The following is a 20,283-nucleotide window of genomic DNA, read 5'->3' as shown; positions in this document are numbered from 1 at the left end:
ATGCAGATCGGCCCCTACCGCATCGACCCGCCCGTGGTGCTCGCGCCCATGGCCGGGGTCACCGACAAGCCTTTCCGCCTGCTGTGCAAACGGCTGGGCGCGGGACTGGCCGTGTCGGAAATGACCACCGCCGATCCCAAGCTCTGGCACACGCGCAAGTCACTGCATCGCATGGACCACGCCGGCGAACCGGAACCGGTCAGTGTGCAGATCGCCGGCTACGACCCGGGCATGCTGGCCGAAGCGGCCCGCTTCAACGTGGCCAACGGCGCGCAGATCGTCGACATCAACATGGGCTGCCCGGCCAAGAAGGTCTGCAACGTGTGGTCGGGGTCGGCGCTGCTGCAGGACGAGCCGCTGGTGGCGCGCATCTGCAAGGCGGTGGCCGGCGCGGTCGAGGTGCCGGTGACGTTGAAGATTCGTACCGGCTGGGATCGCGAGCACAGGAACGCCTTGAACATCGCGCGCATCGCCGAAGACAGCGGCATCGCCGCGCTCTCGGTGCACGGGCGCACGCGCGCGGACAAGTACGAGGGCGAGGCCGAGTACGACACCATCGCTGCGGTGAAGGCGGCCGTGCGTATCCCGGTGCTCGCCAACGGCGACGTCACCAGCCCCGAGCGCGCCCGCCACGTGCTCGACGTGACCGGCGCCGACGCGGTGATGATCGGGCGCGGCGCGCAGGGCCGGCCGTGGATCTTCCGCGAGGTCGCGCACTATCTCGCCACCGGCGAGAAGCTGCCCGAGCCCACGCCGGCCGAGGTCGGCGCGATCCTGCTCGGCCATCTGGAGCACCTGTACGCCTTCTACGGCGAACGCGCCGGCGTGCGCATCGCGCGCAAGCATCTGGGTTGGTACGCCAAGGACAGGCCGGAGAACGCGGCCTTCCGGCATGTGGTCAACCGTGCCGAGAGCGCGGCCGAACAAGTCCGCCTCACGCACGAATACTTCGAGTCGCTCGCCTCGGGAACCCCACAGCGCTTCGCCGCATGATCGAGCGCTGCGGGGAAGGCTCGGGTATGCGCTCTGCCTGCACCCGAGCCCAACACGCCACCGCGTGATCGAGCCTTCCCCCGCTCCACGGGGAAGGTGCCCGGAGGGCGGATGGGGGCAGGCTTGCGGAAAACCTCCACCGCAGCCTCGCCAGGAGCGCCCCATCCGCCTGTCGGCACCCCCGCGTTGCGGGGAGGGCACGGGTACGCGCCTTCCGCGCGCCTGGGCCCAGTGCGCCGTCGGATGATCGAGCTTTTCCATGGTGGGAGGTGCCCGGAGGGCGGACGGGGCAGGCTTGCGGAGGACTTCCGCCGCGCCCCTCGCCAGGAGTCTCCATTCGCCTGTCGGCGCCGCCTCCCCGGCGTTGCGGGGGATGCGCGGGGACGCGGCCTCCGTGCGGCGTGCATTTGGCCGTCCAGCCGTCCACCGCCTGAACGGGTATGAAACCTTCACCCCCGGGTAGTACGCTGGCCTGCAATCCGCCGCGGCCGCGTGTATCATGCGCGGCTTCTTTATCTCTGTATCCGAAAGGAAGGATATAACCCGCGATGAGCAACTACCTCTTCACCTCCGAGTCGGTCTCCGAGGGCCATCCCGACAAGGTCGCCGACCAGATCTCCGACGCCGTCCTCGACGCGATCCTCGCGCAGGACCCGCGTGCACGCGTGGCGTGCGAGACCATGGTGAAGACCGGCGTGGCCATCGTCGCCGGCGAGATCACCACCTCCGCCTGGATCGACCTCGAGGGCCTGACCCGCAAGGTGATCCTGGACATCGGCTACGACTCCTCCGAAGTCGGCTTCGACGGCGCCACCTGCGGCGTGCTCAACCTGATCGGCAAGCAGTCGCCGGACATCAACCAGGGCGTGGACCGCAAGAAGCCCGAGGAACAGGGCGCCGGCGACCAGGGCCTGATGTTCGGCTACGCCACCAACGAGACGAAGGACTTCATGCCGGCGGCGATCTACTACTCGCACCGGCTGGTCGAGCAGCAGGCCAAGATCCGCAAGAAGAAGAACTCGCCGCTGCCGTGGCTGCGCCCGGACGCCAAGAGCCAGGTGACCCTGCGCTACGAGAACGACGTAGCGGTGGCGATCGACGCCGTGGTGCTCTCGACCCAGCACGACCCGGGCATCAAGCAGAAGGACCTGGTCGAGGCGGTGCGCGAGGAGATCCTCAGGCCCGTGCTGCCGGCGAAGCTGCTGCACAAGGGCACCAAGTTCCACATCAACCCGACCGGCAAGTTCGTGATTGGCGGCCCGGTAGGCGACTGCGGCCTGACCGGCCGCAAGATCATCGTCGACACCTACGGCGGCTGGGCCCGCCACGGCGGCGGCGCGTTCTCGGGCAAGGATCCGTCCAAGGTCGATCGTTCCGCGGCCTACGCGGCGCGTTATGTCGCCAAGAACGTGGTGGCCGCCGGCCTCGCCGACCGCTGCGAAGTGCAGGTTTCCTACGCCATCGGCGTGGCCGAGCCGACCTCGATCTCGGTGACCACCTTCGGCACCGGCAAGATCCCGGACGAGAAGATCGAGAAGCTGATCCGCAAGCATTTCGACCTGCGTCCGTACGGCATCATCAAGATGCTGGACCTGATCCACCCGATGTACCAGCAGACCGCCAGCTACGGCCACTTCGGCCGCCAGCCCTACGAGATGAAGGCGGCCGACGGCTCGACCTTCACCGCGTTCTCGTGGGAGAAGACCGACAAGGCCGAGGCGCTGCGCGCCGATGCCGGGCTGAACGGCAAGCGCAAGTAAGCGCTTGCGGCACGAAAAAAAACCCGCGGCCTGCCGCGGGTTTTTTTGTGTCCGCCCAAGGCGCCCGGCACAAGCTCAGTCGTCGCCGCCCTTGGCCGCGTGCTTGCTCTTGCGATCGGCCAGCTTGACCGCGTGATGGCTCGCGCGGTGGCTGGAACGACGGGCCGTCGAGGTCTTGCCATGGCGTTTGGCGTGACGCGGCGCCGCCGCCGGCGCCGGGTCCGCCTCGGCGTTGGCTATCGGCGAAAGCGCGGCCAGTACGCGATGGGCCACGCCCGTGGCCGGCTGGCCGGCGGCGGCCAGCGCGGCGGCCGCTTCGCTCTGTTCGAAGCCGGCATCGAGCAGGCTCGCCATCAGCCGATCGCGCTTGGCCGCGGTACGCCCGCCCAGCACGACAGCAAACAGGCGGTGACCATCGCGCACGGCGGTGGAAGCCAGGTTGAAGCCCGACGCGGCGGTGTAGCCTGTCTTCAGGCCGTCCATGCCGTCGTAACGGTCCATCAGGTGGTTGTGGCCGTGTACCACGCGCCCCTGGAAGGTGAACTCGGTCGCCGAAAAGTAGTGCGCGTACTGCGGGAAGTCGCGGTACAGGGCCATCGCGAGCGTGAGCAGGTCACGCGCGGTCGAGACGTTCCTGGGGTCCGGCAGGCCCGAGGCGTTGTCGAAGTGCGTGCCGGCCATGCCCAGCAGGGCCGCCTGCGCGTTCATCATGTCGGCGAAACCCGCCTCGGATCCGCCGATGCTTTCCGCCGCCACCGTGGCGGCGTCGTTGGCCGACTTGGTCACCATCGCCAGGACGCAGTCCTCGACCGAAATGGTCTGGCCCGGACGCAGGCCCAGCTTGCTCGGCTCCCGGTCGGACGCCCAGCGCGACACCGGCAGGTTGTCCTCGAGCGTGAGGCGGCCAGCCTTCAGTTCGCGGAAGGTCAGGTAGAGCGTCATCATCTTGGTGAGCGAGGCGGGGTAGTTCTGCTCGTCGGCGTTCACCTGGCCGAGTACGCGTCCGGTGGTGGCATCGACCACGATGGCGGCCTGGCCGGCGTGGGCCACGCTGGCGACCAGCCACAACAGGAATACCGCGCACAAGGCGCTGAGCCCGCTGGTCGAAAGCAATTCTGATTTCACACCGGTTGATCCCCGCCGCCGCCGACGACGTCATGTAGCGTTGAGCTAACCTTAATGCACGGCTACTCCGAAAAGCCAGAAGTTCGTCCTGCAAATGGCTGTTGTGCCGTGATTTTGTAGCAAGGATGTCGAACCGGTCCGGTCGAGTCCGCTTGCGCGGAGTTCCCCTGGAGCGGCCGGCGACCCCGGCAATGTCCCCGACAGGCCGCCGGGGTCGACACAGCCACCTAGCTGCCGACCGCTTCCATCGCCTCTTCGCGCACACTGCGCATGCCGGCGTTGAGCGTTTCGGGGTGCATCGCGATCACCGGCTGCAGGTAAGTGGCCAGTACGTGCCGCGCACCCGCCGCGTCGTGCAACTTGCGCAGCACCACGTACAGCCGCGAGGCGCTCTCGATGGTGTGCGCGTCGGTGTTGCCGAGGGTGCGGGCGCGGCCTTCCAGCGCCCTGGCATGGGCATCGCGCGCGCGCGCCCACTGGCCGGCACTGGCCTCGATGCGGCCGACCAGGTCGTAGGTCGCCAGCGTCATCGGATGATCCTCGCCCAGTTGACGGCGCAACGCGTCGAGTACCTGCTCGCCCTGCTTGCTGGCCTCGGCGTACTGGCCGTTGCCGCACAGCAGGCTCGCCAGGCTGCCGCGCGCATACAGGGTGCTGAAGTGGCCCGGGCCCAGCGTACGGCTGCGCCCGGCGAGGATCTCGCGCTCCATGGCGATGGCATCGGGGTAGCGGTCCTGCTTGGACAGCAGTCGCACCATGTCGGTCATCGCATCGAGCGTCTGCGGGTTGTCCGGCCCCAGCACGCGCCGGTAGCCCTGGATGATCGCGTCCAGGCGCGCGTGCACCTGCGCCATGGTCGCGGGGTCGAGCGCGAGGCGCACCTCGTTCGATGCCGCCAGCGCGCGCGCCTGCAGGGCCAGCGGATGATCCGCGCCCAGCCGGCGCTGGCGGATTGCCGCCACGTCCTGCGCCAGCGCCAGCGAGCGCTCGTACTCGTTGTCCTGGGAATACAGCAGCGTGGCGAGGGTGAGCGTGGTGGCCAGGGTTTCCGGGTGCTCGGCGCCGAACGCCTGCCGGTACAGCGGCACCAGGTATTCCAGTTCCGCCCGCGCGCGATCGCGCTCGCCCAGCTGGATGAGGGTTTCCACGCGGTCGCGGCGAAGCTGCAGCAATCCCTCGTCGGTGGCGGGCAGGCGTGGCGCGAGGCCGGCGTAGAGCGCTTCCTGCCGGTTCAGTGCCTGCCCGAGATGACCCTGCGCGGCAAGCACGCGTGCCCGGCCGGAGAGCGCGGCGACCTGCAGGGGATCGGCCGGTGGCAGCGCTGCCGCGGCGGGCAGCGCGCTGTCGTAGACCTGCGCCGCTTGGTCGATCTGCCCGCCGCGGTACAGCGCATCGCCCAGGTCGACGCGCGCGGACACCAGCGCAGGGGCGTCGGCGGGCAGGCGTTGCTTGCGCACTTGCACCACGTTGCGCAATTCCACCGCCGCGTGCGCGTAGCTGCCGATGGTCAGCAGCACGCGGGCGAGCGACTGGCGCATGTCGGCAGCGAGCAGCGGCGCGTCGGCGAAATCGCGGTCCAGCCGCGCGAGCGCGTGGCTCACCACGTAGGTATCGAGCGCGTCGCTCGCCGATCCGGATGCGTCGATGCCGGCGAACGCCTGCTCCAGTTGCCGGCGATCGAGAGCCGGCCGGCCCAGCGCGTCGAAACGCGCGAGTACCCGCGTGCTCTCTTCGTGGCTCAGCGCGTGCCCCATCGCGTCGATGTCCACGCTCTGCAGCATCGACTGCTGGAAGGCGACCATGCGCTCGAGGTCATGCTGGCGCTGCTCGGCCAGCCGCTGCGCGGCGCGTGTCTGCGCCAGCGCGAGCAGCGAGGCGGTGAGCCCGGCCAGCACCGCCGCCAGCACCATGCCGGCGGCGGCCAGCGGCCAGCGGTTGCGCTGGACGTAGCGACGCAGCCGGTACCACTGGCGCCCGCGACGGGCCTTGACCGGCCGCTGTGCCAGGTAGTGGCGCAGGTCCTGGGCAAACTCGGCCACGCTGGCGTAGCGCTGGCTGACCTGCCGTCGCAGCGCCTTGAGCACGATCGCGTCGACGTCGGCGGGAATCGGCTTCCTTGGCCGGCGCGGATCGGCCGGCGCGGCGCGCAGGCTCCGGCTGGGCGCCTCCATCTGGCCGCCGACGATGGCGTTGGACAACAGATGCGGCGTGACCAGGTGCTGGTAGGGCCGGCGTCCTGCGATCAGCTGGTACAGCACGACACCCAGCGAATAGACGTCCGCGCCGGTGGTCAGCGGCTGCTGCTCGATCTGCTCGGGGCTGGCGTAGGCCAGCGTCAGCGCGTGCGCCGCGGTAGCGGTGGCGAGGACCTGCCCACCGTCCTCGATCAGCCGCGCGATGCCGAAGTCCAGCAGCTTGGGCGAGCCGTCGGCGCCGACCAGGATGTTGGCCGGCTTGATGTCACGATGGATCACCAGGTTGCGGTGCGCGAACTCGACCGCGTCGCATACCTTGAGGAACAGCAGGATCCGCTCGTTGAGCGACAGCGCGTGCGCGTCGCACCACTCGTCGATGCGCCGTCCCTCGACGTACTCCATCGCCAGGAACGGCTGGCCGCCGTCCATCACGCCGCCATCGAGCAGGCGTGCGATGCCGGGGTGTTCCAGCCGCGCCAGCAGCCGGCGCTCCTGGCTGAAGCGCTCGTGCAGGATCGGCGAGCCTTGCGCGGACGCGTGCAGGAACTTCAGCGCGACCTGCTGGGTGAACCCCTCGTCGCAGCGCTCGGCCAGGTACACCATGCCCATGCCGCCCTCGCCAAGCAGGCGCAGGATGCGGTAGTTGCGCGGTGCGGTGGCCTGCGTCTGCTGGCCGCTGAGGTCGGGCGGCACGGCCGCCGGCGAAAACGGCAGCGTGGCGGTATGCGTGCGCTCGATCGCCTCGAGCATCCAGCGCACCTCGCGCTCGAGTTCGGCGTCCTCGCCCACATGCCCGTCGATGAGCGCATCGCGCGCGGACGCAGGCACGTCCATCGCCGCCATGGCGATGCGCTTGGCTTCGACGTAGCGATCGGTCAGCTGCCCTGCCATGCGATCCCCCGGTCCCGGACCGGGATTATGGCGCCGGTTTCACGTAGAAATCACATGTCGTGGCACGTAGGGCCGCCGGGCTGGTGGGTCTTCCCGCGGCCTCTGCGCCCAAAGGCGCCCCCATCCGCCTGTCGGCCCTTCTCCCGCATCCACGGCGGAAGGCGCGGGAGGGGGAGCCGTCGCGCCTTGCCCGATCCTTTTACCGCGTGGCGCGGTGGCACGTCGCAGGCTGTACCTTCCCCGTTTACGAGGATGTGCCCGGAGCGCGGACAGGGAGGCCCCGCGGCATGCTCAGACCTTGGCGAGGATCCGCACGTCGGCCGAACCGCCGGCGCGGAAGGCGACGGTGCGCGAGCCGATCCGCTCGAAGCCCAGGTCGATGGTGTCGCCGCCGACGTCCAGGCGGTGCAGGGTCAGCCGGTCAAGGCCCTCGGGCAGGCGCGGCCGGTCGATCCGCACTTCGCCGCGACAGCCGTCGACGGTCACGCCCAGGCAGGCCTGCAGCATCATGAAGACCGAACCGGCGGCCCACGCCTGCGGCAGACAGGCGACCGGGTAGGCGATCGGCGGCTCGCCGGTGGCGCGCGGGAAGCCACAGAAGAGTTCCGGCAGGCGCATGCCGAAGTGCACCGCCGCCTCGAAGGTTTCGCCGAGCAGGCGCACCGCGTCCTCGCGCTCGCCGTAATGGGCCATGCCGGCGGCGCAGATCGCCACGTCGTGCGGCCATACCGAGCCGTCGTGGTAGGACATCGGGTTGTAGCGCGCCTGCTGCATCGCCAGCGTGCGGACGCCCCAGCCGCTGTCGAACGGCGCGGAGCGGAACTGGCGGATCACCTTCTTCGCCCGCCACAGCTTGGGCAGGCCCACGTAGAGCAGGTGGCCGACGTTCGACGCACGCACGCGGCAAAGCGTGCCGTCGCCGTCGCGGGCGATGCCGTAATTGCACATCTCCTCGTCCCAGAAAAGCTCTTCGACCGCCTTGCGCATGGCCAGCGCCCGGTGGCGCCAGCCCGCTGCCGACTCGTCGTCGCCGCGCCGCTCGGCCAGGCGGGCCATGGCGATGAGTGCGGCATACACGTAGCCCTGCACTTCCACCAGCGCGATCGGCGCCGGCGGGATGCGTCCGTCGGCATGGAACACCGAGTCCTCGCTGTCCTTCCAGCCCTGGTTGAGCAGGCCGCCCTTCTCGCCCTGCGCGTAGGTGAGGAAGCCGTGCGGGTCGCGGTCGCAGGTGCGTTCGATCCAGCCCATCGCGGCGGTGAGCGCGGGCCACAGCTTGTCGATGAAGACGTCGTCGCCGGTGCGCTCGGCATACGCGCCGGCGAGCATCACGTACAGGGGCGTGGTGTCGACGCCGCCGTAGTAGCGACCGAAGGGCACTTCGCCCAGGTCCGCCATCTCGCTCTTGCGCGTCTCGTGCATGATCTTGCCCGGCGCCGAATCGCGGAAGGTCGAGGTCTCGTGCGCCTGGTGCTCGGCGAGGTAGCCCAGCACGCCGCGGGCCAGGCCCGTGTCCAGCCACAGCAACTGAAGCGCGGTGATGATGCCGTCGCGCCCGAACGGCGTGGCAAACCACGGAATCCCCGCGCATGGATAGGGTCCGGTCGGGAACTCGCTGGTCAGCAACGCGATATCGGCGCGCGAGCGCTCCAGCCATGCATTGAACAGCCGCGCGTTGCTGCGCGGGCGTGCGCCGTGGCCGCGGCGACGGCGCATCGCGCGGCGTGCCTTGGCGGCGGCGGCGCGGAAGCGCTGGCGACTGGGCTCGACGCGCTCCGGCCCGACTTCCACGTAGAGCTCGGTGTTGCTCAGCCGCGGCAGCGTCAGCGCAAGCTCGGCCGTGTTGCCGTCGAGCCGGTCCGGGGGAGTCGACAGGCAGATCACCGAACAGCGCGCGACGCCGTCCAGGCCGTCGTAGCGCAACGCGACGGAGCTCTCGCCGACCTCCGGCGGATGCAGCGTGCCGCGCTTGCGCCGTGGCGTGCCGCGCACCTCGAAGATGTCGCGGAAGTCGGCGGCGAAATGCAGCGTGAGCGTGACCTGCACTTCGCTGTCGCCGTAATTGACGCAGGCGATGCGCTCGTACATCCGCGCGTCCCAGAGGAAGCGCGTGCGCTGCAGGTGGATCACCCCCTGCGGCGTGGCGCGCTCACCCATCGGCGGCAGCGGCTTGTTGGACAGGTTGGCGGTGAACAGCACGTTGTCGTGGGAGATCGCCGCGCTGAGCAGCGAGGGCGGCTTGCCCCCCAGATCCAGCGCGAAGGCGGACAGCAGCCGCGTGTCGTTGTGGAACAGGCCGCTGGAATCGCCGCGGATGTCGCCGAAGGCATCGCAGACGACGAAGGTATCGCCGGACTTGAGCGAATATTGCCCGCGCGAGGTACCGGCCGAAGGGTTTTCGTCGTCTTGCGTCGCTTCGCTCATCGTGCCGCCTCCCAGGCCACCGGCCACGCCGGCAGCGCCGGCGCGACGCGGCAGCGTCGTTCGTAAAGATCCACGTAGTTGCTTGCCATGATCTCGGCCGAGAAACGCCGCTCGAAGCAGGCGCGCACCTCCCGCCGGTCGATCTGCGGGAGCCGGCGCACGGCCTCCACCGCCTCGGCCTCGCTTTCGACGATGAAGCCACTGAGGCCCTCGTCGACCACCTCGGGCACCGAGCCGCAGCGCCAGGCGATCACCGGCGTGCTGCAGGCCATCGCCTCGATCATCACCAGGCCGAATGGCTCGGGCCAGTCGATCGGGAACAGCAGCGCAGCGGCGTTTCCAAGGAAATCCTCCTTGTCCGCATCGCCGATCTCGCCGATGAACTCGACCAGCGGATCGTCCAGCAGCGGCTGGATCACCTCGTGGAAATAGGCGCGATCGGCCAGGTCGACCTTGGCGGCCATCTTCAGGGGGATGCCGCTGGCGCGCGCAATCGCGATGGCACGGTCGGGCCGCTTCTCCGGCGAGATGCGGCCCAGGAATGCGAGATAGCCGCCCCCCGGGTGCGGGTGCGGGCGATGCAGGTCCTCCGGCAGACCGTGGTGCACGGTGCCGGCCCAGTTGGCGAAGTGCAGCGGCTGGCGCTGATGGTGCGAGATCGAGACCAGCGGATAGTGCGGCCAGCGCCGGTACACCTCGGCCAGGTCCTTCAGGTCCAGCCGCCCGTGCAGCGTGGTCAGCGTGCGGCCGGCGCAATCCTCGAACATCGGAAAGTGGAGCATGTCGACGTGGAAGTGCAGCACGTCGAATTCATCCGCGCGCCGGCGCACCTCCTGCAGCATCGAAAGATGGGCGGCCAGCTCGGACTTCGCCGGCGTGGGGTCCAGCCGGATCGCCTGGTCGCGCACCGCGACCAGTTCGGCGCGGGTGCGCGCGTCGGCACTGGCGAACAGGGTGACCTCGTGGCCCAGCTCTACCAGCGTGTCGGTAAGCCAGGACACGATGCGTTCGGTGCCGCCATAAAGACGCGGCGGGACCGATTCGCAAAGCGGGGTGATCTGGGCGATGCGCATGGGGATCCTCGGCACCCGGGCCTTCCCGGCCATGGGCACGTTCAAGAACCTTGGGCACGCCGCATTCGCCGGATGCGCATCACGTACAGGCGCATCAATTACAATCGGCGGATGTCCCTGATCCAATTGCAGCGCGTCGATTTCAGCATCGGCGGTCCCCTTCTGCTTGCCGATGTCGACCTGTCGATCGAGCGCGGTGAACGCGTCTGCGTGGTCGGCCGCAATGGCGAGGGAAAGTCCACTCTGATGAAGTTGATCGCCGGGGAATTGCACCCGGACGACGGTGAAGTGAGGGTGCAGAACGGCACCGTCGTGGCGCGCATGGCGCAGGAAGTTCCGCAGTACACCGCCGGCTCGGTGTTCGACGTGGTGGCCGAAGGCCTGGGCGATCTGGGCCAGTTGCTGGCGCGTTACCATCATTTGCTGGCTGCTGGCGACCTCGAGGCGCTCGGCGAGGTGCAGCAGGCGATCGAGGCGCGCCAGGGCTGGGATCTTGACCGCCGGGTGAACGAGGTGATCGCGCGGCTGGAGCTGCCGGGCGAAACCGACTTCGCCGCCCTCTCCGGCGGAATGAAGCGCCGGGTCCTGCTGGCGCAGGCGCTGGTGCAGAAGCCCGACGTGCTGCTGCTGGACGAGCCGACCAACCACCTGGACATCGAGGCGATCGACTGGCTCGAGGGCTTCCTGAAGTCCTTCGATGGCTCGATCGTGTTCGTCACCCACGATCGCAGTTTCCTGCGTGCGCTGGCCACGCGCATCGTGGAGATCGACCGCGGCCAGCTCACCGACTGGCCGGGCGATTACGACAACTACCTGCGCCGGCGCGAGGAGCGCCTGCATGCCGAAGCGCAGGCCAACGCGCACTTCGACCGCAAGCTGGCGCAGGAAGAGGTATGGATTCGCCAGGGCATCAAGGCCCGGCGCACCCGCAACGAGGGCCGCGTGCGCGCGCTCAAGGCGATGCGCCGCGAGCGCGCCGAACGGCGCGAGCTCTCCGGCAACGCGAAGATGACGCTGGCCAGCGCGCAGGCCTCGGGCAAGAAGGTCGTCGAGCTGGACCACGTGCACCAGGCCTACGGCGGCCGCGTGCTGATCGACGATCTTTCGACCACGGTCATGCGCGGCGACCGCATCGGCATCATCGGCCCCAACGGCGCCGGCAAGAGCACGCTGCTCAAGATCATGCTCGGCGAACTCAAGCCTGACCGGGGCACGGTCGAGCTCGGCACCGGCATCCAGATCGCCTACTTCGACCAGCACCGCGTGCAGCTGGACGAGAGCCTCAACGCGCTGGACAACGTGGCGCAGGGCCGCGAATACATCGAGCTCGGCGGGCAGCGCAAGCACGTCATCGGCTACCTGCAGGATTTCCTGTTCTCGCCCGAGCGGGCACGTGCGCCAATCACCCGCCTTTCCGGCGGCGAGCGCAACCGCCTGCTGCTGGCCAAGCTGTTCGCCCAGCCGTCCAACCTGCTGGTGATGGACGAACCGACCAACGACCTGGACGTCGAAACGCTGGAGCTGCTCGAAGAGCTCCTGACCGAGTACACCGGCACGCTGCTGCTGGTCTCGCACGACCGCGCGTTTCTGGACAACGTGGTTTCGAGCACGCTGGTGCTCGAGGGCGAAGGACGGGTCGGCGAGTACGTGGGAGGCTACAGCGACTGGCTGCGCCAGCGCCCCGCGGTACCGACACCGGCACCGGCCCCGGCGACGAGCCCCCCGGCCCCGGCGGCCGCCGCTCCCGCCGCGCCGCCCCCGGCACGCCGCAAGCTCAGCTTCAAGGACCAGCGCGAGCTGGAGCAGTTGCCGGCACGCATCGAGCAGCTGGAGACGGACATCGCCGAGCGCACCTCGGCGATGAACGAGCCGGCGTTCTTCCAGCAGGACAGCGCCACCATCGTGCAGGCCAACGAAGCCCTCGCGAAGCTGCAGACCGAACTGGACGCCGCCTACGCCCGCTGGAGCGAGCTGGACGGCTGAGCGGGCACGCCGCAGGCACCGGCCTGAAGACCTCAACCGGTGTTCTGCAGTCCCTGCGAAACGCCGTTGACGCAGGCGACCAGCGCGCGCAGCAGGGCGTCGTCCCCGCTGCCGCCGGCGCGCCAGCGCGCGAGCAGGTCGACGGTGAGCAGGCTCATGGGGTCGACATAGGGGTTGCGCAGGCGGATCGACACGGCCAGGCGCGGGTTGTCGGACAGCAGCGTGCTGCCGCCCTTGAGCCTGCGCAGCCAATGGTGGGTGCGCTCGTATTCCTCGCGGATCAGCCCGAAGAACGGCGCGTGCAGCTCGCCGGCCAAGCGCGAGAACGCCTCGGCAATGTCCAGGTCGCACTTGGCCAGCACCATCGCCACGTCGTCCAGCGCGTTGGCGAAGAAGGGCCAGTCCCGCGCCATGTCGGCAAGGGCCTGTTCGCCAAAGGTGCCGGCGCCCTGCTCCAATGCGCTGCCGAGCCCGTACCAGCCGGTGATGATCGAGCGGCACTGGGTCCACGCGAACACCCACGGGATCGCGCGCAGGTCCTCGACGCCGCGCATGTTGCGCCGGCTGGCCGGACGCGATCCCAGGGTCATGCGCTCGACCACGTCGATCGGCGTGGCGGTGCGAAAGTAGTCGACGAAGCCCTCGCGCTCGACCAATGTGCGGTAGTGCCGGCGGCTGTGCGCGGCGAGCACCTCCATCTGCTCGCGCCAGCGGGCCTCGCGCGGCTCCTGCCCGCGCGGGCGCAGCGAGGCGCGCAGCACGGCGCTGACCGTCTGCTCCAGGTTGCGCAGGGCCAGCGCGCGGATGCCGTACTTGCGATGGATCACCTCGCCCTGCTCGGTCACCCGCAACACGCCGGCCACCGAACCGCGCGGCGAGGACATCAACGCCGGCGCGATGCGCGAGCCGCCGCGGCTGGCCGAGCCGCCGCGGCCGTGGAAGAAGGCCAGGTGGATGCCGGCTTCGTTCGCCACCTCGAGCAGTTCCACCTGCGCGCGTTGCAGCGCCCAGCGCGAGGCGAGCGTGCCGCCGTCCTTGCCGCTGTCGGAGTAGCCGAGCATGACCCACTGCCGATCGCCGCGGGCGCGCAGGTGGGCGCGGTAGACGGGGTCGTCGAGCAGGGCGCGGAGCGTGGCTGGGGCTTGCTTGAGGTCGTCGACGGTCTCGAACAGCGGAGCGATGTCCAGGGGTATCGCGTTCCCAGCTTCCTCTTCCCTCCGGGGAGAGGATTGAGGTGAGGGGCCGGGGCTTGCGGGGGAGCTCGCTGATGCAAACGCTTCCTCGCCGGTTCCCCGCGAGGTTGTCCCCTCATCCCGGTCCTCTCCCCGGAGGGGAGAGGTAGCAGAGGCGGGTGCTTCGTTGCCGGCTCCCCGCGAGGTTGTCCCCTCACCCCGGCCCTCTCCCCGGAAGGGAGAGGGCGCAGAGCCCCGCGCTTCGTTGCTGGCATCCGGCGAGAGTGGCCCCCGGCCAGAATTCCCTTCCCTGAGGGGAGCCGGCTGCACAAGCCCGCCGTAGCGCGCCAGCGCCAGCACCGCCAGCACGTCCGCCGCCGAGCGCGCCATGCTGATGATGTACAGCCCGACCGCCTCGCTGCCGTAGCGGCGGCGGGCGTCGCCCAGCGTGGCGAACACGTCGTAGAGCGCGATCACCGATTCGGCATGGCTGATCGCGAAGCGGTCCTTCCCGGCGGCATACGCCGACAGCGCGGCCGCCCGGTCGGCCGCCGCACGGCTGGCCCAATCGGCATCGTCGAGCAACGCCGCCAGTGCGTCGTCGTGCACACGCGAGTCCTGCCGTACGTCCAGCCGCGCGAGGTGGAAGCCGAAGGTGCGCACGCGCCAGACCAGCCGGCGCACGGCATAGGCACCGGCGTGCAGGCCGCAGTGGCCGAGCAGGCTGTCGTCGATCAATTGCAGGTCGTCCAGCAGCTCGGCTGCCGAGGCGTAGCCTTCCCCGCCATTTTCGCCGGTCGCCTCCAGCCGCGCGCCGATCAGCGTGAGCAGGCAGCGGTAGGGCATGTCCGCATGACGCGGGCGAATGCGCGCCGCGGCCTGCGGGAAGCGTTCGCGGTAGTCGGCCAGGCGCGCGGTCAGCGCGGGGTCGACGGCCACCCGACCGGCGGTCTGGCTGAGCAGTCGCGCCAGGCTGGCGACGTCGGCGATGTAGCGCTCCAGCACGTGCGCGCGCTGGGTCGCCAGCGCAGCGGCAATCGTATCGGCACCGACGTTCGGGTTGCCGTCCATGTCGCCACCGACCCAACTGGCGAAGCCGAGCAGCCGCGGCAGCGGAACGGCGATGCCGTAGACCGCCTGCAGCGCCCCGGCCAACGATTCGTAAAGCGCCGGCACGATGCGGTAGATCGGGTTGGACAGGTAGAAGCCGACGTGGTCGTGCTCGTCCTGCACGGTGGGACGCACCGGCGAGGCCTCGGCGGTCTGCCAGCCGGTGGACAGTGCCATGTAGATGCGGTCCTGGTCCTCGGCGCGCTCCTGCGGGGTGCGACTGGTGTCGAAGCCGTCGACCAGCGCGCCCACGATCGCCTGCTCCTTCTCCAGCAGCGAGCGGCGCATCGCCTCGGTGGGATGGGCGGTGAACACCGGCTCGATCCACAGCCGCGCAAGCCAGCCCAGCAGTTCTTCAGCGCCGACACCTTCGTGCCTGAGCCGGCCCAGCACGTCCAGCAGCGACTCGGGCTGCGGCGGGCCGCCCTCGCGCTGGTAGTCGCGGCGGCGGCGGATGCGGTGCACGCGCTCGGCGATATTGACCGCCTGGAAGTAGGTGGCGAAGGCGCGCGCCAGGGCTTCGGCCTGGTCGGTATCCAGACCTTCGAGCGCATGCGCCAGGGTGGACACGGGGTCGCCTTCGCGACGGCGGTGGATGGCCGCCTGGCGCACCGCTTCGACCCGCTCGAAGAAGCGCTCGCCACCCTGCTCGGCAAGCATCCGGCCGACCAACTGCCCGAGCCGGCCGACGTCCTCGCGCAGGGGGCCGTCGTGCGGCAGGTAGTCGGTGTCGCGGCTGGCTTCCATGGGCGGCTCTCCGGGAGGGGTCCCCAAGACTAGCGAATCGCCCGCCAAGCCCTTGTAGGAGGGGACCTGGTGCGCGGCCGCGGGCCTTCCGGTCGCGCACAGGGTGCGCTCCTACAGGATGCATCCGGGGACGGTATAATGAGCGACTTACGTGCCCGCCGAGGGGCGCTGCGACCGTCGTGGGACGGCCAGGCTCGGCATGGCATGCGCAACAACGGCGCTCACCCATGCGGACCTTTCGCCCGCAGTGGCAAAGGTTCCCCAAAGAACCGGAGACAAGCATGAACGCCGCCATCCAGGCCCACCCCGAACACGACTACAAGGTCCGCGACATCTCCCTGGCCGAGTTCGGCCGCAAGGAGCTGGACATCGCCGAGCACGAGATGCCCGGCCTGATGTCGATCCGCCGCAAGTACGCCCCGCAGGCCCCGCTCAAGGGCGTGCGCGTGACCGGCTCGCTGCACATGACGATCCAGACCGCGGTGCTGATCGAGACGCTCAAGGACATCGGCGCCGACGTCCGCTGGGCCTCGTGCAACATCTTTTCCACGCAGGACCACGCCGCCGCGGCGATCGCCGCCACCGGCACCCCGGTGTTCGCCTGGAAGGGCGAGACGCTGGAGGAGTACTGGGACTGCACGCTCGACGCGCTCTCCTTCCCCGACGGCAAGGGCGGCTTCCTGGGTCCGCAGCTGGTGGTGGACGACGGCGGCGACGTCACGCTGCTGATCCACAAGGGCTACGAGCTGGAGAACGGCAGCGACTGGGTGAATTCCCCCTCGGGCAGCCACGAGGAGCAGGTGATCAAGAACCTGCTCAAGCGCGTGCACAAGGAGCGCCCGGGCTACTGGCATACCGTGGTCAAGGACTGGAGGGGCGTCTCCGAAGAGACCACCACCGGCGTGCACCGCCTCTACCAGCTGGCGCAGGAAGGCAAGCTGCTGATCCCGGCGATCAACGTCAACGACTCGGTCACCAAGAGCAAGTTCGACAACCTGTACGGCTGCCGCGAGTCGCTGGCCGACGGCCTAAAGCGCGCGATGGACGTGATGCTCGCCGGCAAGGTCGCGGTGGTGTGCGGCTACGGCGACGTCGGCAAGGGCTGCGCCCACTCGCTGCGGGCCTACGGCGCGCGCGTGGTGGTCACCGAGATCGACCCGATCAACGCCCTGCAGGCGGCGATGGAAGGTTTCGAGGTCAACACCGTCGAGTCGACCCTCGGCCGCGGCGACATCTACGTCACCACCACCGGCAACAAGGACGTCATCCGCCTGGAGCACATGCAGGCGATGAAGGACCAGGCGATCGTCTGCAACATCGGCCACTTCGACAACGAGATCCAGGTCGACGCCCTGAACGCCTCCGGCGCCGAGCGCCTCAACATCAAGCCGCAGGTGGACAAGTACACCTTCAAGAACGGCAGCTCGATCTTCCTGCTGGCCGAAGGCCGGCTGGTGAACCTCGGCTGCGCCACCGGCCATCCGAGCTTCGTGATGTCCAACTCGTTCGCCAACCAGACGCTGGCACAGATCGACCTGTGGGCGAACAAGGACAGCTACGAGCCGAAGGTCTACATCCTGCCCAAGAAGCTGGACGAGGAAGTGGCGCGGCTGCATCTGGAAAAGATCGGCGTCAAGCTGACCACGCTGACCGCCGAGCAGGCCGCCTACCTCGGCGTCCCGGTGGAAGGCCCGTTCAAGGCGGATCATTACCGCTACTGAGCGCCCCTCCCCGGCACGTCCGGGAGAGTGGCACTCCACGAAGGAAGGGCCGCAGCGATGCGGCCCTTTTTTGTTTCCCGCGAGCCCCGGCCCCTCACCCCAACCCTCTCCCCGGAGGGGAGAGGGAGCAGAAGCAGGTTCCGGCAGCGTTTTCGTGTGCCGCGAGTCTGGCTCCCTCTCCCCTGCGGGGAGAGGGTTGGGGTGAGGGGCCACAACTTGCGCAAGTGTTGGCTGTGTCCTTGTGCGAGCTCCCCTGATGGGGCCGCCACACGACTGCACAAGGGCGCGCTAGAAGGCCATCTGCTCACGGAACTCGCGCGCCTGCCGGCGCGACAGCTCCACTTCGCTGCCGTCCTTCAGCGTCAGCACGTAGCCGTCGCCCACCGACGGCTCGACCGAACGCACCATGCGCAGGTTGACCAGTGTGTTGCGGTTGGCGCGGAAGAACAGCGCCGGGTCCAGCCGGGCCTCCAACGCGTTGAGGCTGCGCGCCAGCAGCACGCACTGGTCGCGGAACCACACGCGGGCGTAATTGCCGTCGACCACGATGCGCTGGATCTCGCCCAGCGTGACGAACCAGCAGCGCTCGCCTTCGCGCAGGAACACCCTGTCATCGGCGCCGAGCAGTTCACGCGCGGGCGGTGCCGGTGCCGCCGCGCCTGCGCGCTCCAGCGCTGCGCGCAGGCGCTCGGGCGCAACCGGCTTGACCAGGTAGTCCAGCGCATTTGCTTCGAAGGCGCGCACCGCGTATTGGTCGTAGGCGGTGGTGAAGACCACGGCGGGCAGCGGTTGCACGCCCTCTATCACGTCGAAGCCGCTGCCCGAAGGCAGCTGGATGTCCAGCAGCAACAGGTCCGGCCTGAGCGCGGCGATCGCCTCGCGCGCGGACGGCACGTCGTCGGCCTCGCCCACGCAGTTGGCGCCGGGGATGCCGGACAGCATGGTGCGCAGTTCCTGCCGCGCAAGGCGGGCGTCGTCCACGATCAGGATGCGCAGGCTCATTGGGCGATCTCCAGGCGGGCCAGGACGCGGCCTTCGTGCTCGGTCAGTTCGAAGCGGCCCTGGTGCCCGAGGTGCGTGCGCAGGTAGGCCAGCCCCACGCCGTGGCCGCGGTTGCCCGTGCCGAGCCGGCCGGGATTGGCCACCTCCAGCCGCAGCATGCCGTCCTCACAGCGCGCGCGCAGGTCCAGCTCGCCGCCGCCGGGCGTCACGGCGATGCCGTGGCGGATCGCGTTCTCCACCAGCAACTGCAGCGCCATCGGCGGCAGCCGCGCATCCAGCGCGGCGGGCGCGATCTGGCGGTTCACGCGCAGGCGTTGCTCGTAGTGCACCGCCTCGATCGCCAGGTAGTCATCGACTACCGCCAGTTCCTCGCCCAGGCGCACGCGCTCGCGGTCGTTCTGTTCCAGGGCATGGCGCAGGGTGTTCGACAGCCGGGTGACCATCTCGCGGGCGCGCTCGGTGTCTTCGTTGATCAGCGCGCGCAGGTTGTTCAGCGCGTTGAACACGAAGTGCGGGTTGAGCCGGGCGCGCAGCGCGTCGCGCTCCAGCGCGCTGCGCTCGGCCTCGGCGCGCAGTCGTGCGATCTCGCTGTGGCGGGCGCGTTCCAGTACCCGCGCACCGGCCCAGCCGGCGGTCCACAGACCCAGCACGATGGCGGCGTTGAACCAGTAGACCAGCACCGCGGCGGGGCGGTAGTCCAGCCGCCCGCCCGGCATCGCGACCCCGTGCAGCGCCACCGCGGGCACCATGACCAGCGCCACCAGCGCCTGCACCACCAGCGCACCGATCAGCACGCCGGCGAGCAGGCGGCCGCTCAGCGCCCAGCCGTCCCGTTGCAGCCACCCGCGCCGCAGGGCGAGCGTGCGCAGGCCGCCGGAGACCAGATAAAGCGCCAGCGCGATCGTCACGAACAGGAGCAGCACACCGGAACCGGACATGCCGTAGCCCGCGCCGAAGGCCAGGCTGATCGCCAGATAGATCGCCCACGGCACCAGGTTGATCCACCCGAACCACCGCCGTCCGTCGCGCACCGTCGTCCCCCGCTCGAGGGCCGCGCTCAGCGCGCAGCCGTGGTCTTGCCGTCGATGAAGCCGCGCAACTGCGCCTGCAGCCACTGCGGGTCGTCCCACATCAGGAAATGGTAGCCGGCCTGGCTCATCTCCACGCGCACGCCGTCGAGCTTCGCGTACTGGCTGCGGAACAGCTGGGCGGTCGACTCCCTGGTGGCGCCATAGGGCGCGTAGGCTGCCCACGAGGCGAGCACCAGCGTGGGCGCCTTGATCGCGCCAAGCGCCGGACGCAGGTCGGTGGTCATCATCTCGCCCATGGCTTCGGCCGTGGTGGCGCGGTCGCTGGCCATGCCCCAGCCCACGATCTGCGCCACGCGCGCGGGGGCATGCACCATGCCGCGCGCCGCCGCTTCGGCCTGGGCGCGGTACGCGACATCGTCTGCCTTGAGCAGCTGCGCGCGCAGGCCGGCGACCACCGGCTGCATGGCCTGCACAGTGGCAGCCGGGTTCTGCGCGGCGGGCAGGAACGGCAGTGCGTCGACGATCACCAGCTTGCCGATCGCCTGGGGCCGCGCGATCGCCATCTTCAGCGCGACCACGCCGCCGAGGCTGTGGCCGACCACCACCGGCTGCGCGAGGTGGTGCCGGTCGAGGTAATCGAGCAGGGCCTCGCTCATGTCGTCCAGGTAGTGCCCGCTGGCGATCGCCGGCTGTCCGGCGAAACCCGGCAGCTGGGCGATCAGACACTGCACATGGTCGCTCTGCAGCGCGGCGCAGGTCTCCTTCCAGGTGTCGGCGCCGCTGTTGAGGCCCGGGATCATCAGTACCGGCCGCCCTTTGCCCACCACCGTGACAGCCACGCCGTGGTCGGCGGCGTCGGCAGCGTGGGCGGCCAGGCTGGCGGCGCCAAGGGCGAGGGCCAGCGTGGCCAGGCGGATGCCGCGGCGGATCAGGGCAAGGCGGTACATGGCAGATCTCCTGTCGGGTCGGGATGGGAGAAGCCTGCGCGCCCGCGAACCCTCGCTGGCGAAAAACATGACGAGCGGTCAGCCGTGGCGATGAACGGTTGTGCAGGCG

12 protein-coding genes and 1 riboswitch are annotated in these 20,283 nt (G+C 69.7%); of the genes, 4 read left to right on the top strand and 8 right to left on the bottom strand.

Annotated features, from left to right (window positions below; translation table 11 throughout):
- Nucleotides 1–993: a tRNA dihydrouridine synthase DusB gene (gene dusB, locus ACFWZU_RS02665; RefSeq protein ID WP_439699865.1), complete on the top strand. Its 993-nt coding sequence runs from the start codon at nt 1–3 to the stop codon at nt 991–993.
- 548 nt (nt 994–1,541) lie between these two features.
- On the top strand, nt 1,542–2,753 hold the full coding sequence (gene metK / locus ACFWZU_RS02660; protein WP_439699864.1) for a methionine adenosyltransferase: 1,212 nt from the start codon (nt 1,542–1,544) through the stop codon (nt 2,751–2,753).
- Nucleotides 2,754–2,828: 75 nt separating this feature from the next.
- Here the strand turns inward: metK and ACFWZU_RS02655 are convergent, their stop codons facing one another.
- The 4 genes from ACFWZU_RS02655 to ACFWZU_RS02640 all read right to left on the bottom strand — a co-directional run bounded on the left by ACFWZU_RS02655 (nt 2,829) and on the right by ACFWZU_RS02640 (nt 10,461).
- A complete protein-coding gene (locus ACFWZU_RS02655) occupies nt 2,829–3,878 on the bottom strand; it encodes a D-alanyl-D-alanine carboxypeptidase family protein (protein WP_439699863.1) in 1,050 nt (349 codons plus the stop codon).
- 227 nt (nt 3,879–4,105) lie between these two features.
- On the bottom strand, nt 4,106–6,964 hold the full coding sequence (locus tag ACFWZU_RS02650; protein WP_439699862.1) for a protein kinase domain-containing protein: 2,859 nt from the start codon (nt 6,962–6,964) through the stop codon (nt 4,106–4,108).
- A 291-nt stretch (nt 6,965–7,255) separates the two neighbouring features.
- A complete protein-coding gene (locus ACFWZU_RS02645; protein ID WP_439699861.1) occupies nt 7,256–9,388 on the bottom strand; it encodes an amylo-alpha-1,6-glucosidase in 2,133 nt (710 codons plus the stop codon).
- On the bottom strand, nt 9,385–10,461 hold the full coding sequence (locus tag ACFWZU_RS02640) for a glycosyltransferase family 4 protein (RefSeq protein ID WP_439699860.1): 1,077 nt from the start codon (nt 10,459–10,461) through the stop codon (nt 9,385–9,387). Before ACFWZU_RS02640 ends, ACFWZU_RS02645 begins: the two co-directional genes overlap by 4 nt.
- 111 nt (nt 10,462–10,572) lie before the next feature.
- On the opposite strand from ACFWZU_RS02640, the gene ACFWZU_RS02635 reads away from it, so the two are divergent.
- Complete coding sequence (locus ACFWZU_RS02635; RefSeq protein ID WP_439699859.1) at nt 10,573–12,444, top strand: ATP-binding cassette domain-containing protein; 1,872 nt, start codon at nt 10,573–10,575, stop codon at nt 12,442–12,444.
- A gap of 32 nt (nt 12,445–12,476) precedes the next feature.
- Here the strand turns inward: ACFWZU_RS02635 and ACFWZU_RS02630 are convergent, their stop codons facing one another.
- Nucleotides 12,477–15,473 carry a phosphoenolpyruvate carboxylase gene (locus ACFWZU_RS02630; RefSeq protein WP_439699858.1) on the bottom strand — a complete coding sequence of 999 codons (2,997 nt, stop codon included), beginning with the start codon at nt 15,471–15,473 and terminating at the stop codon, nt 12,477–12,479.
- 154 nt (nt 15,474–15,627) lie between these two features.
- A riboswitch (S-adenosyl-L-homocysteine riboswitch) is annotated at nt 15,628–15,703 on the top strand.
- 51 nt (nt 15,704–15,754) lie between these two features.
- On the opposite strand from ACFWZU_RS02630, the gene ahcY reads away from it, so the two are divergent.
- Complete coding sequence (gene ahcY, locus ACFWZU_RS02625) at nt 15,755–17,194, top strand: adenosylhomocysteinase (RefSeq protein WP_439699857.1); 1,440 nt, start codon at nt 15,755–15,757, stop codon at nt 17,192–17,194.
- Between the two features lie 288 nt (nt 17,195–17,482).
- Here ahcY and ACFWZU_RS02620 read toward each other — a convergent pair whose 3' ends face one another.
- The 3 genes from ACFWZU_RS02620 to ACFWZU_RS02610 are packed head-to-tail and all read right to left on the bottom strand — an operon-like array spanning nt 17,483 to nt 20,174.
- The gene (locus ACFWZU_RS02620; RefSeq protein ID WP_439699856.1) at nt 17,483–18,196 is read right to left on the bottom strand and encodes a LytR/AlgR family response regulator transcription factor; all 714 of its coding nucleotides are present in this window, start codon (nt 18,194–18,196) and stop codon (nt 17,483–17,485) included.
- Entirely contained in the window at nt 18,193–19,227 is a 1,035-nt protein-coding gene (locus ACFWZU_RS02615; protein ID WP_439699855.1) for a sensor histidine kinase, read from the bottom strand. Before ACFWZU_RS02615 ends, ACFWZU_RS02620 begins: the two co-directional genes overlap by 4 nt.
- A gap of 26 nt (nt 19,228–19,253) precedes the next feature.
- The gene (locus ACFWZU_RS02610; RefSeq protein WP_439699854.1) at nt 19,254–20,174 is read right to left on the bottom strand and encodes an alpha/beta fold hydrolase; all 921 of its coding nucleotides are present in this window, start codon (nt 20,172–20,174) and stop codon (nt 19,254–19,256) included.
- Nucleotides 20,175–20,283: the final 109 nt, after the last annotated feature.

Source organism: Frateuria sp. GZRR33 (genome assembly GCF_051900425.1).
Classification (GTDB): Bacteria; Pseudomonadota; Gammaproteobacteria; order Xanthomonadales; family Rhodanobacteraceae; genus Frateuria_A.
This window is presented reverse-complemented; position numbering and strand designations above follow the sequence as displayed.

Coding starts and splice junctions, on each gene's coding strand:
- dusB (WP_439699865.1), top strand. CDS start 1: ATGCAGATCGGCCCCTACCGCATCGACCCGCCCGTGGTGCTCGCGCCC.
- metK (WP_439699864.1), top strand. CDS start 1,542: ATGAGCAACTACCTCTTCACCTCCGAGTCGGTCTCCGAGGGCCATCCC.
- ACFWZU_RS02650 (WP_439699862.1), bottom strand. CDS start 6,964: ATGGCAGGGCAGCTGACCGATCGCTACGTCGAAGCCAAGCGCATCGCC.
- ACFWZU_RS02645 (WP_439699861.1), bottom strand. CDS start 9,388: ATGAGCGAAGCGACGCAAGACGACGAAAACCCTTCGGCCGGTACCTCG.
- ACFWZU_RS02640 (WP_439699860.1), bottom strand. CDS start 10,461: ATGCGCATCGCCCAGATCACCCCGCTTTGCGAATCGGTCCCGCCGCGT.
- ACFWZU_RS02635 (WP_439699859.1), top strand. CDS start 10,573: ATGTCCCTGATCCAATTGCAGCGCGTCGATTTCAGCATCGGCGGTCCC.
- ACFWZU_RS02630 (WP_439699858.1), bottom strand. CDS start 15,473: ATGGAAGCCAGCCGCGACACCGACTACCTGCCGCACGACGGCCCCCTG.
- ahcY (WP_439699857.1), top strand. CDS start 15,755: ATGAACGCCGCCATCCAGGCCCACCCCGAACACGACTACAAGGTCCGC.
- ACFWZU_RS02620 (WP_439699856.1), bottom strand. CDS start 18,196: ATGAGCCTGCGCATCCTGATCGTGGACGACGCCCGCCTTGCGCGGCAG.
- ACFWZU_RS02610 (WP_439699854.1), bottom strand. CDS start 20,174: ATGTACCGCCTTGCCCTGATCCGCCGCGGCATCCGCCTGGCCACGCTG.